This is a genomic window from Streptomyces sp. NPDC060027, from assembly GCF_042737005.1.
GTDB lineage: Bacteria > Actinomycetota > Actinomycetes > Streptomycetales > Streptomycetaceae > Streptomyces.
Map to the genome: position 1 here is coordinate 18,785 of NZ_JBHWVI010000095.1, position 11,762 is coordinate 30,546.

Below are 11,762 nucleotides of genomic sequence, written 5' to 3' on the forward strand. Positions count from 1 at the left end.
CTTCGGGTCCTCCGGCCGGGTCAGTCGCCGTTCACGCTGTGCGCGATCCGGTCGCCGATCTCCTTGTCCACGTTGCGCCAGTACTGGATGGCGCGGTCCAGGACCGGGCGGGTCACGCCGGCCTGGAGATGGCCGCTCACGTTCCCCACCAGACGGTCGCGGGCCGCGTCGTCGAGAACCTGGCGCACCATCGTGCCCGCCTGTCCCCAGTCGTCGTCCTCTCGGTGCGGCTTGTACGCCTCGCGCACCAGCTCACCGGCGGTCTGCCAGCTCGCGGGGTCACCGAACCGCCCGTAGTCGGCCGCCGGGCCGCCGTAGGAGTTGGGCGCGTAGGGACGGGACGCCTTCGACGCCTCGTAGCGCATCGGGCCGTCCTTGGCGTACGAGTTCACCGGGGAGTGCGGCCGGTTGGGCGGCAGCTGGGCGTAGTTGGGGCCGATCCGGTACCGGTGGGTGTCGGGGTACGAGAACAGCCGGCCCAGCAGCATCTTGTCCGGCGAGGGCCCGATGCCCGGCACCAGGTTCGAGGGCTCGAAGGCGGCCTGCTCGATGTGGATGAAGTAGTCCTCGGGGTTCCTGTCCAGGACCATCCGGCCCACGTCGATCAGCGGGTAGTCCCCGTGCGGCCAGACCTTGGTCAGGTCGAACGGGTTGAACCGGTAGTCCGCCGCGTCCTCGAACGGCATGATCTGGACCTTCAGCGTCCAGCTCGGCGCGTTCCCGGACTCGATCGACCCGTACAGATCCTGGCGGTGCAGGTCCGGGTCCGTCCCCGCCAGCTCGTCGGCCTCGGCCTGGGTGAGGAACTCGACGCCCTGGTCGGTCTTGAAGTGGTACTTCACCCAGAACCGCTCACCGGCGCCATTGATCCACATGTAGGTGTGCGAGCTGTAGCCGTTCATGTGGCGGTACGTCTTCGGGACGCCCCGGTCGCCCATCAGCCAGGTCACCTGGTGCGCCGACTCGGGCGAGAGGGTCCAGAAGTCCCACTGCATGTCGTGGTCGCGCAGCCCCGTCGCCGGGTGGCGCTTCTGCGAGCGGATGAAGTCCTGGAACTTGATCGTGTCACGGACGAAGAAGACCGGGGTGTTGTTGCCCACCATGTCGTAATTGCCGTGCTCGGTGTAGAACTTCAGCGCGAAACCGCGCGGGTCGCGCCAGGTGTCGGGTGAGCCCTGCTCGCCCGCAACGGTCGAGAAGCGGGCCAGCATCTCGGTGCGCCTGCCCGGCTGGAACAGGTCGGCCCTGGTGAACTGGCTGACGTCGTTGGTGACTTCGAAGAATCCGTACGCGCCACTGCCCTTGGCGTGCACCACCCGCTCGGGGACCCGCTCCCGGTTGAACTGCGCCATCTTCTCGATGAGGTAGTGGTCCTGGAGCAGGATCGGGCCGTCGGGTCCGACGGTGAGCGAGTGTTCGTCGCTCTCCACCGGAATCCCGACGTTGTTCGTGGTGTACGGAGCCTTCTGGGATGCCTGCGTCACGAGCGTCCTCCCGTCGGAGATGAGGTCGTCAGGTCGCTTCGCTCACCCCAGCAGTCAACGCCGCCGACACCATGTCGGCAACATGGGGACGGAGTCCTGCGCCGGCACGGTCCGGTGCCGGCCCGGTCCGGCACCGGTTCAGCGCCGGCCCGCGGGGGCGAGGCCGGACGAGTACCCGGTCAGCTCCGGTTCAACTCGAACCAGACGACCTTTCCCGTGCTCAGCCTGGTCGCCCCCCACCGCCGCGCCAGCCGGTTCACCAGGAACAGCCCCCGACCGCCCTCGTCCGTGGCCCGCGCCTGCCGCAGCCGCGGCAGCTGAGGCACGTCGTCACCGACCTCGCAGCGCAGGACGTCCGTCCGCAGCAGCCGCAGCGTCACCGGCCGCGACGCGTACCGCACCGCGTTCGTCACGACCTCGCTGACCAGCAGCTCCACGGAGTCGGTCATGTCCTCCATGCCCCAACGGGACAGCGCCCGCCGGGCGAGGCGCCGGGCCCGGCCCGGCGCCGCGTCCTCCGGCTCCAGGAACCAGTACGCGACATCGCTCGGCGCGATCCCGTCGAACCGCGCCGCGAGCAGCGCGATGTCGTCGTCCCGGTCACCCGGGCCGAGCATGTCCAGCACCTCGTCGCACAGCGCTTCCAGCGGCGGCGGATGATCGGGCCCGGTCAGCGCCGCGACAGCCGCGAGCTTCTCCCGCAGCTGCTCTATGCCCGTCCAGACGTCCCTGAGCCGCGACTCCACCAGCCCGTCCGTGTACAGCAGCAGCGTCGCCCCGGCCGGCGCGTCCAGCTCCACCGCCTCGAAGTCGACCCCGCCCACACCGATCGGAGCACCCGGCGGCACCCGCAGCACCTCGGCCCGCCCGCCCAGATGCAGCAGCACCGGCGGCGGATGGCCCGCGTTGGCGATGGTGATCCGGTGCGACACCGGGTCGTAGACGGCGTACAGGCAGGTCGCCATGCGGTCGGTGCCGAGCCGCTGCGCCTGCTCGTCGAGATGGTGCAGCACCTCCTGCGGCGGCAGATCGAGCCCGGCGAGGGTCTGCGCCGTCGTCCGCAGCTGGCCCATGATCGCCGCCGACGTCATGGAGTGGCCCATCACGTCACCGACGACCAGCGCGACCCGACTGCCCGGCAGCGGGATCGCGTCGTACCAGTCGCCGCCCACCCGCGCCGTCTCGGCGGCCGGCAGATAGCGGGACGCGAGCCGTACCCCCGTGGGCCGCGGCAGCGTCTCGGGCAGCATCGTGCGCTGGAGCTCGTCCGCGATGTACGCCTCACGGCCGTACAGCACCGCCTTGTCGATGCCGAGCGCGCTGTGCGTGGCGAGCTGGGCGGCCACCAGCAGATCGTCCGCCTCGAAGGCGAGCCGCTCCGGACGGCGCAGGAACAGCGCCGCGCCGATCACCCGGCGCCGGCCGCGCAGCGGGGCGAGGATCGCCCGCTGCCCGCTCGGGACCGGCAGATCGTCGCCGAGCAGCTCGGGCAGCGCAGCCCGGGCGGCCGGCGCGTCCGCGAACACCGGCCGCACCCCACGCAGCACCTCGGCGAGGGCGCCACCGGGACGCACCTCGCACAGCTCGGCCGTCATCGCCGACAGCTCACTGGGCTCCGGCCGCAGCACGGACAGGAAACCGCTCTCGGTGTCCCGCTCCTCGGGAATCCGGTCGGTCCGCCGCAGCCGCAGCACGAGAGGACCCGTCGGCCGCTCGTCGCCCACCGGCAGCGGGTCACGCAGATAGACGAGGATCGCGTCCGAGAAGGTCGGCACGGTGGCCCGGCAGAGCCCCATCACGATCTCGTCGAGGTCGATGCCCCGGGCGATCCGCCGGGTCGCGGCGCCCACGAAGCGCAGTCGGTCCCCGTCGCGCCGCATCGGCATCGGACTGCCCTGCGGCAGGCTCTGCCCGGTCCGGCGCTCCTTGCCGCCGGAGGTCCGCGAGGAACGGTCCTGCTCGGCGTCCGGCTGGATCGGGATGCTCTCCGGCGCGGGGCGCGGGCGGTGCGGATCGGGCTCGGTCGCCGAGGGCTGGGAGTGCTCCGGGCCGGGTCCGGGAGAGGCGGGCGGGGGCGCGTCCGTGCCGGAGGACGCGGACATGCCGGCGTCCGGGGACGCCTTGCCGCCGGCCTTGCCGCGCTTGCCGCGCGGCGTGGCCGTACCCGAACTCCTCGGGGCGTCGCCCGGACGGGCCTGTACCGGTAACGCGCCGGAACCCGGCAGCTGGGACGGCTGCTCCGGGGTACGCAGGAGCGCCCCGCGAGGGTCCGCGGGGGCGGGCGGCCGGCCGGCGCCGCTCTGCCGGCGCTCGTGCGAGGTGGGGTGCTCCGTCACGCGTGTCGAGTCCATCCGTCCGGGGCTGCGCGCCGTACGCGCAGTTCGTCCCGCAGCCCCGATACCCGGAATGTGTGCCCCAGGAACGGATTCTGCGTGTCGTCAGGGCCGGGACCGACGGCGAGGACCGCCGTCGCCCGGCACGGTACGGCCCGCGGGCGGCCGGAAACGACCCGTGCCGACAGGAGGCCGGTGACCGAAGCCCCCGCCCGCGCGGCCGTGCTGGCGAGCCCGCGCGGTGCGCCCGGTCCCTGGCCGGCCACGCCGCCGTACGCCTCGTACCCCTCGCTCACGTCCTGCCGCCCCTCGGTGACATATGGTCAAGCTCGGCTCATCCTGCGGGAGTTGTTGCTGCCGTGCGCCCTTGCGGAAGACGATCCTACGGTTGTACCACGGGGGCGCATCAAGGGTCTCATGAGGACACGTGCGCGGGCGTACGGTCCCAGTCATCCGGCAGAACGGGAACCGGCCAGCCCGGATCGGGCCTCCAGTGCTGCCATCCGTCCGAGAACGGCGCGCCCCACGCACGAATCACCTCCACCGCCGACCATCCCGCCTCCCTCACGCGTGCCGCCAGTTGAGCATCCATCAGACCGGCCCGTTGCGCCATCGCGAACTCGTCCTCGTCGAGCCAGCGCCAACTGCGGTCCGGGTGGACCGAGATGTCGAGGAAGTGATCCTCGGAGTCCACCCCGCCCGCCCAACGGGTCAGCGGAGCCTCCAGATTCACGTACCAGTTCTTGAAACGCCAGCCCGGATCCCAGAACAGCCACACCGACCAGGCATCGCCCGGGCGCGCCAGCTTCAGCACCCCGGTCCCGAACCAGCGGTCGCGCCGCACCGCGCGCGGCTTGGTGTAGCGCGACTCCAGCGGCTCCCCGTGCACCGGAGAACCGTCGGCGAGCACAGGCTTCACGCACTCCGTGCCCGGCGCCATCCATACCGCGAGCAGTTCGGCGTCATCGCGCGCGACCGTCACGGGACGGCAGATGTGGACGCGCTCACCGGCGTTCTCCCGGTACCGCCACAGGATCTGACTCCCGGGCTCCCAGTACGCCGCCGGCCCGCCCGCTTCCGCCCGTCTCACCGCTCCACCCTCTGCCATGACCAGATATTAGGTGCCCCAGGCATGCGACGCTGCGGCGCGCGTCATGGTTCCCGCCATCGGGGAACTCCTGTTACGGAGCCGTCATCAGGCGTTTTTCCACGGATGCGGGCCGTTACGGGCGCGTCATCCGCAGGACATCCAGCGCCTCGTCCAACTGTTCCAGGGTCAGGTCTCCGCGCTCCACGTACCCGGACTCCAGCACCACCCGGCGAATCGTCTTCCGCTCCGCGAGCGCCTTCTTGGCGACCTTGGCGGCCTCCTCGTACCCGATGTACTTGTTCAGCGGAGTCACCACGGACGGCGACGACTCCGCGTACTCGCGCGCCCGCTCCCGGTGCGCGACGATCCCGTCCACCGTGCGGTCGGCGAGCAGCCGCGAGACGTTCGCGAGCAGCCGGACCGACTCCAGGACGTTCTTGGCGATCACCGGCAGCATGACGTTCAGCTCGAAGTTCCCCGCCGCCCCCGCCACGGCGACGGTCGCGTCGTTCCCGGTGACCTGCGCGGCGACCATCAGCACCGCCTCGGGGATCACCGGGTTGACCTTGCCCGGCATGATCGAGGATCCCGGCTGGAGATCCGGGAGGCTGATCTCGGCCAGTCCGGTGCGCGGCCCGGAGGCCATCCACCGCAGATCGTTCGCGATCTTGGTCAGCCCGACGGCGATGGTCCTGAGCTGACCGCTCGTCTCCACGATCCCGTCGCGCGCCCCCTGCGCCTCGAAGTGGTCGCGGGCCTCGGTCAGCGGCAGCCCGGTGGACCGCGCCACCTCGGCGATCACCGCGGCGGAGAACCCGGGCGGGGTGTTGATCCCCGTCCCCACGGCCGTGCCGCCGAGCGGCAGTTCGGCCAGCCGCGGCAGCGAGGCCTCCAGCCGCTCGACCCCGTACCGCACCTGGGCCGCGTAGCCCCCGAACTCCTGGCCGAGCGTCACCGGCGTCGCGTCCATGAGATGGGTGCGCCCCGACTTCACCACGTCGGCGAACTCCCGCGACTTGCGCTCCAGCGAGGTGGCGAGATGCTCCAGCGCGGGGACGAGATCGCGGGTGACGGCGGCGGTCGCGGCGATGTGGATGGACGACGGGAACACGTCGTTGCTCGACTGCGACGCGTTCACGTGGTCGTTGGGGTGGACGTCCCGGCCCAGCCGCTCGGTCGCGAGCGTGGCGATGACCTCGTTGGCGTTCATGTTGGAGGACGTCCCGGAGCCCGTCTGGAAGACGTCGACCGGGAAGTGCGCGTCCCAGCGCCCCTCGGCGACCTCCGCGGCCGCCTCCTGGACCGCCTCCGCGACATCCTTGTCGATCACGCCCAGCTCGCCGTTCACCTTCGCGGCGGCCGCCTTGATCCGGGCGAGGGCCTCGATGTGCGCGCGCTCCAGGTGCTGCCCCGAGATCGGGAAGTTCTCCACGGCACGCTGCGTCTGCGCCCGCCATTTCGCCTCCGCGGGCACCCGCACCTCGCCCATGGAGTCGTGCTCGATCCGGTACGCGCCTTCGCCCTGGCCATCTGCCATCGTTGACACCTCCATGGGGGACAGCATCGCGGAGCCCACGGCTGTTCCCGCCCGGCGCGCGCGAAGCCGTTGGTCCGTGCGGCCCAGCGCCGGCAGGGCCGCGAAGAACGAACGGCCGCCTTGTCGGCGGCCGTTCACCCGCCACGGAGGGCTGCGCGCGGGGCACCCCGTACGACGTCACCCGTACGGCGCGGCACGCGGCACCCGTACGCCGCCACCCAGGACGTCGTACGGGCCCGCACTACGCCAGTCCGGGCCCCCGCACCGGGATCGAGGTGAAGGTCGGGGCGGGGGCGGGATCCTGGAAGAAGTCGTTGCCCTTGTCGTCGACCACGATGAAGGCCGGGAAGTCCTCGACCTCGATCTTCCAGACGGCCTCCATGCCGAGCTCCTCGTACTCGACGACCTCGACCTTCTTGATGCAGTCCTGGGCGAGGCGGGCGGCCGGGCCGCCGATGGAGCCGAGGTAGAAGCCGCCGTGCGTGTCGCACGCGTCCGTGACCTGCTTGCTGCGGTTGCCCTTGGCCAGCATCACCTTGGAGCCGCCCGCCGCCTGGAACTGCTCGACGTAGGAGTCCATGCGGCCGGCGGTCGTCGGGCCGAAGGAGCCGGACGCGTAACCCGCGGGCGTCTTGGCCGGGCCCGCGTAGTACACCGGGTGGTCCTTCAGGTACTGCGGCATCTCCTCGCCCGCGTCCAGCCGCTCCTTGATCTTGGCGTGCGCGATGTCGCGCGCCACGACGAGCGGGCCGGAGAGCGAGAGCCGGGTCTTGACCGGGTACTTCGTCAGCGCGGCGAGGATGTCGTCCATCGGCTGGTTGAGGTCGATCTTCACGACGTCGCCGGCCTCGTCGAGGTGCTCGTCGGTCGTGTCCGGCAGGAAGCGCGCGGGGTCGGTCTCCAACTGCTCCAGGAAGACGCCCTCGGCGGTGATCTTCGCGACGGCCTGGCGGTCGGCCGAGCAGGAGACGGCGATCGCGACCGGGCAGGACGCGCCGTGCCGCGGCAGGCGCACCACGCGCACGTCGTGGCAGAAGTACTTGCCGCCGAACTGCGCGCCGATGCCGATCTTCTGGGTCAGCTCGAAGACCTTCTCCTCCAGCTCCTTGTCCCGGAAGCCGTGCCCGAGCTCGGAGCCCTCGGACGGGATCTCGTCCAGGTAGTGCGCGGAGGCGTACTTCGCGGTCTTCAGGGCGTACTCGGCGCTGGTGCCGCCGACGACGATCGCCAGGTGGTACGGCGGGCAGGCGGCCGTCCCGAGGGAGCGGATCTTCTCCTCCAGGAACTTCATCATGGAGCCCTCGTTGAGGACCGCCTTCGTCTCCTGGTAGAGGAACGACTTGTTGGCGGAGCCGCCGCCCTTGGCCATGAACAGGAACTTGTAGGCGCCGCCGTCGGTGGCGTACAGCTCGATCTGGGCCGGCAGGTTGGAGCCCGTGTTCTTCTCGTCCCACATGGTCAGCGGGGCCATCTGCGAGTAGCGCAGGTTCAGGTTCTTGTACGCGTCGTAGATGCCGCGCGAGAGGGCGGCCTCGTCGCCGCCCTCGGTCAGCACGTTCTGGCCGCGCTTGCCCATGACGATCGCGGTGCCGGTGTCCTGGCACATGGGCAGGACGCCCGCGGCCGCGATGTTCGCGTTCTTCAGCAGGTCCAGGGCGACGAACTTGTCGTTCGCCGAGGCCTCCGGGTCGTCGATGATGCGGCGGAGCTGGGCCAGGTGCGCGGGCCGCAGGTAGTGCTGGATGTCGTGGATGGCCTCCGCGGCGAGCTTGCGCAGCGCCTCCGGCTCCACCTTGAGGAACGTGCGCCCGTCGGCCTCGAAGGTGGAGACACCCTCGGAGGTCACCAGCCGGTACGGGGTGGTGTCCTCTCCCTGGGGGAGCAGATCGGTGTACGCGAACTCAGGCATCTCGCCCATTCCTCACTCGACAGACAGCTTTGGGGCTCGTTCGCCTCGGGCGCGCCCCTTCGGCTCACTCGCCGGAGGCCGGCCTTCATTGGCAGCGTCCACCAGCGTAGAACCTGACAGGGGCGCCGAGGTTGTGAGGTAAGGCTCAGTTCGGACACCGGACCGACGGCCCGGACGGCCGGCGGGTTTTCCACAGGCGGCGCGCGAGGGGTAGTCGCGATCTATCGCGTTTGGGTACGCTGCTGTCGTGGACCTTCAAAAGCACCCCGACGCGACCCCCGCCACGGCGGCGAAGCCGGCCGAGCTGCGTGCCTCCGACGCCGACCGCGACCGGATCACCGACATCCTGCGCGAGGCCCTCGCCGAGGGGCGCCTGACCGCGGAGGAGCACGCCGAGCGGGTGGAGGGAGTGCTGGCCACCAAGACGGTGGGCGAGCTCGACCAGTTCGTCCGGGACCTGCCGGCCGCCCACACCGGCCGCGCGACCTCGGCGTACGGTTCGGCGCCCAATCGCCCCACCCAGGGCGAGATCCCCGCGGAGGCCGACGACAACGTGGTGGCGGTCTTCAGTGCCGCCGTCCGCAAGGGCCGCTGGCGAGCGGGCCGCCGTATCCACGCGTACGCGGTCTTCGGCAGTGTGGAGATCGACCTGAGCGAGGCGATCTTCGAGTACCAGCAGGTCGTGATCAAGGCGGTCTCGGTCTTCGGCAACGTCGAGGTCCGTGTCCCGGAGAATGTCTCGCTGCGGGGCAACGGCGGCGGTGTGCTGGGCAACTTCGAGGTGGACACGCTCGATTCGGGCGACCCCGACGCGCCCGTGGTCTACGTCGACGGCTTCGCCGTCCTCGGGAACGTCGAGGCGAGGCCCAAGCGCGGCAAGCTGATCGCGGACATCCTCGACCGGGTCACGAGCCGGGTGAACGACCGGGTGGCCGACCGGGTGGACCGGAGCATGCGCAAGCACCTGGATCGTTGACGCCCGGGACGGCGTCGGCGGCGGACGCGCGGTGGTCCGGTCATGGACGATCGATCATGCGCGGGAAGGCCCGGGCTTCGGAACACAGTGCATAGGCGCGCGCACAGCGGGTAGGCCTTGCTGCATCGTCTCTTGGAGGGCGCGGCGGAACTTTCCGCGGTGCCCGGCACGCTCGCGAAGCCGTCGTCAGGAGTAGACCGTGCTGCAACCGCCGCATCAGTCCCTGCAGGTAGCTGCCGTTCCGGCCCAGCGGGCGCCAGTGCGGGACAGGGATCAGGAAGCGCCATGGCACACGGAAGCGGTGTGCCGGCGCGACGAAGCCGGCCTGTTCTTCGCCCCCTCCAAGGAGCCCACCGCCTCCCGGCTCTCCCGTGAGGAGGCCGCCAAGCGCGTCTGCGCCCGCTGCCCGGTCATGGTCGAGTGCCGCGAACACGCGCTGCTGCAACCCGAACCGTACGGCGTCTGGGGCGGCCTCACCGCCGCCGAGCGCCGTGTCGTGCTCGCCAGGCGCCGCCGCCGTGATCTGGAGCTCAAGAAGGCGCGGGGGCCGATAGCCGCGGCCGGCTGACACCCGCGTACGGAAAAGGGGCGCCCCTCCGCACAAGGGGCGCCCCTTCCGCGCCTTCGAAGGCGCCCGGCCCTGTTCGGCCGGTGGTCCTACTTGGCGCGGTCGAAGTCGATCGCGCTGTACGCACGCAGCTTGCTCAGCCGGTGCTCCGACGTGATCTGGCGGACCGTTCCGGACTTGGACCGCATCACGATCGACTCGGTCGTCGCGGTCTCCGAGCGGTAGCGCACCCCGCGCAGCAGCTCGCCGTCGGTGATGCCGGTCGCGACGAAGAAGACGTTCTCGCCGGAGACCAGGTCGTTCGTGGTCAGGACGCGGTCGAGGTCGTGCCCGGCGTCGACCGCCCGCTGCCGCTCCTCGTCGTCCTTCGGCCACAGCTTGCCCTGGATGGTGCCACCGAGGCACTTGACCGCACAGGCCGAGATGATGCCCTCGGGCGTGCCGCCGATGCCGAGCAGCAGGTCGATGCCGGTGCCCTCGCGCAGCGCGAGGATCGAGCCCGCGACATCGCCGTCGGAGATCAGCTTGATGCGCGCGCCGGTCTCCCGGATCTCCTTGATGATGCCGTCGTGGCGCGGCCGGTCGAGGATGACGACGGTGACGTCCTCGGGGGTGACCCGCTTGGCCTTGGCGACCCGGCGGATGTTCACCGACACGGGCGCGTTGATGTCGACGAAGTCCGCGGCCTCCGGGCCGGTGACCAGTTTGTCCATGTAGAAGACCGCGGACGGGTCGAACATGGTGCCGCGGTCGGCGGCGGCCAGCACGGCGATCGCGTTCGTCATGCCCTTGGCGGTGAGCGTCGTCCCGTCGATCGGGTCGACGGCGATGTCGCACTCGGGGCCGGTCCCGTCGCCCACGCGCTCCCCGTTGAAGAGCATCGGCGCTTCGTCCTTCTCCCCCTCGCCGATGACGACGACGCCGTTCATCGATACGGTGGAGACCAGGGTTCGCATGGCCCGGACGGCGGCGCCGTCGGCGCCGTTCTTGTCGCCGCGGCCGACCCAGCGGCCCGCGGCCATCGCGGCGGCCTCGGTGACGCGGACGAGTTCGAGGGCGAGATTCCGGTCGGGGGCTTCCGACGGTACTTCGAGTTCGGACGGCAGATGATGCTCGGTCATCGACACGCACCTTTCTGATACGACGACGGCCGGATGAGGGTGATGTCCCGACTCTATCGCCAGACTTACAAAATGAGCAGGGGGCCCCACGGATGAGCAGGCCAGGGTACCTGCGACGATAGGGCCGTGGCAGGTATGAAAGGCAAGCAGTCGGTCCGGGACATGATTCTCTCCCTGGGCCTCATCGGGCTCATGGCGGGCGTTATCTACATCTTCATCCCGCACGACGCATCAGAGCCCGATCTCAAGCGTGTCGACTACCGGGTCGAGCTGCTCACGGCTCGCCGGGCGGCGAGTTATCCCGTGGCGGCGCCCGAGGGGCTGCCGACGGCGTGGAAGCCGACCTCGGTGCGCTACGACGGCAGCGAGTTCGACGTCTGGCACCTGGGCTACCAGGCCCCCGACGGTCAGTACGTGGCGGTCGAGCAGTCCACTCAGCGGCCGGCCGTGTTCATCGACTCGGCGAGCCAGGGCGCGCGGCAGACCAAGGCCACCCAGCGCATCGGCGACCAGACCTGGCAGCGCTACGAAGGCGACCACTACGACGCCCTCGTCCTCAAGGGCAAGGGCTCCACGACCGTGGTGACCGGCACCGGCTCGTTCGGCACGCTGGCGAAGATGGCGCAGGCCCTGAAGACCTCGTAGGCACCCCGCATGCGGATGCATGAGAAGGGCCCCCGGCCATATGGCCGGGGGCCCTTCTCATGGTGGTGCGGGTCGTCCGGTGGTGCCGCGGCTGTCTCT

9 protein-coding genes are annotated in these 11,762 nt (G+C 70.8%); 3 read left to right on the forward strand and 6 right to left on the reverse strand.

Features of this window, described 5'->3' with window-relative positions; genetic code table 11:
- Window positions 1–20: 20 nt before the first annotated feature.
- The 5 genes from ACFWBT_RS23160 to ACFWBT_RS23180 form a co-directional block, all read right to left on the reverse strand.
- Window positions 21–1,484, reverse strand: a complete 1,464-nt coding sequence (locus ACFWBT_RS23160) for a catalase (RefSeq protein WP_356750496.1) — start codon at window positions 1,482–1,484, stop codon at window positions 21–23.
- 179 nt (window positions 1,485–1,663) lie between these two features.
- Complete coding sequence (locus ACFWBT_RS23165; protein ID WP_385703350.1) at window positions 1,664–3,835, reverse strand: SpoIIE family protein phosphatase; 2,172 nt, start codon at window positions 3,833–3,835, stop codon at window positions 1,664–1,666.
- A 397-nt stretch (window positions 3,836–4,232) separates the two neighbouring features.
- Window positions 4,233–4,925 carry a DUF402 domain-containing protein gene (locus ACFWBT_RS23170; protein ID WP_385703352.1) on the reverse strand — a complete coding sequence of 231 codons (693 nt, stop codon included), beginning with the start codon at window positions 4,923–4,925 and terminating at the stop codon, window positions 4,233–4,235.
- Between the two features lie 115 nt (window positions 4,926–5,040).
- The gene (locus tag ACFWBT_RS23175) at window positions 5,041–6,444 is read right to left on the reverse strand and encodes a class II fumarate hydratase (protein WP_385703355.1); all 1,404 of its coding nucleotides are present in this window, start codon (window positions 6,442–6,444) and stop codon (window positions 5,041–5,043) included.
- A gap of 241 nt (window positions 6,445–6,685) precedes the next feature.
- Window positions 6,686–8,353: a fumarate hydratase gene (locus ACFWBT_RS23180; RefSeq protein ID WP_385703357.1), complete on the reverse strand. Its 1,668-nt coding sequence runs from the start codon at window positions 8,351–8,353 to the stop codon at window positions 6,686–6,688.
- A 247-nt stretch (window positions 8,354–8,600) separates the two neighbouring features.
- Between ACFWBT_RS23180 and ACFWBT_RS23185 the strand changes: the two genes are divergently transcribed.
- On the forward strand, window positions 8,601–9,329 hold the full coding sequence (locus ACFWBT_RS23185; protein WP_385703360.1) for a DUF1707 domain-containing protein: 729 nt from the start codon (window positions 8,601–8,603) through the stop codon (window positions 9,327–9,329).
- Window positions 9,330–9,528: 199 nt separating this feature from the next.
- Window positions 9,529–9,897, forward strand: coding sequence for a WhiB family transcriptional regulator (locus ACFWBT_RS23190; protein WP_266762312.1), 369 nt, complete (start codon window positions 9,529–9,531; stop codon window positions 9,895–9,897).
- Between the two features lie 89 nt (window positions 9,898–9,986).
- Here the strand turns inward: ACFWBT_RS23190 and glpX are convergent, their stop codons facing one another.
- Window positions 9,987–11,018, reverse strand: coding sequence for a class II fructose-bisphosphatase (gene glpX / locus ACFWBT_RS23195; RefSeq protein ID WP_266762314.1), 1,032 nt, complete (start codon window positions 11,016–11,018; stop codon window positions 9,987–9,989).
- 126 nt (window positions 11,019–11,144) lie between these two features.
- On the opposite strand from glpX, the gene ACFWBT_RS23200 reads away from it, so the two are divergent.
- Window positions 11,145–11,663: a DUF4245 domain-containing protein gene (locus tag ACFWBT_RS23200; RefSeq protein WP_351541044.1), complete on the forward strand. Its 519-nt coding sequence runs from the start codon at window positions 11,145–11,147 to the stop codon at window positions 11,661–11,663.
- The last annotated feature ends 99 nt before the right edge of the window (window positions 11,664–11,762 follow it).

What these genes read in the sequence shown, in the direction of transcription:
- ACFWBT_RS23165 (WP_385703350.1), bottom strand. Translation starts at nt 3,835, where the DNA reads ATGGACTCGACACGCGTGACGGAGCACCCCACCTCGCACGAGCGCCGG.
- ACFWBT_RS23170 (WP_385703352.1), bottom strand. Translation starts at nt 4,925, where the DNA reads ATGGCAGAGGGTGGAGCGGTGAGACGGGCGGAAGCGGGCGGGCCGGCG.
- ACFWBT_RS23175 (WP_385703355.1), bottom strand. Translation starts at nt 6,444, where the DNA reads ATGGCAGATGGCCAGGGCGAAGGCGCGTACCGGATCGAGCACGACTCC.
- ACFWBT_RS23180 (WP_385703357.1), bottom strand. Translation starts at nt 8,353, where the DNA reads ATGCCTGAGTTCGCGTACACCGATCTGCTCCCCCAGGGAGAGGACACC.
- glpX (WP_266762314.1), bottom strand. Translation starts at nt 11,018, where the DNA reads ATGACCGAGCATCATCTGCCGTCCGAACTCGAAGTACCGTCGGAAGCC.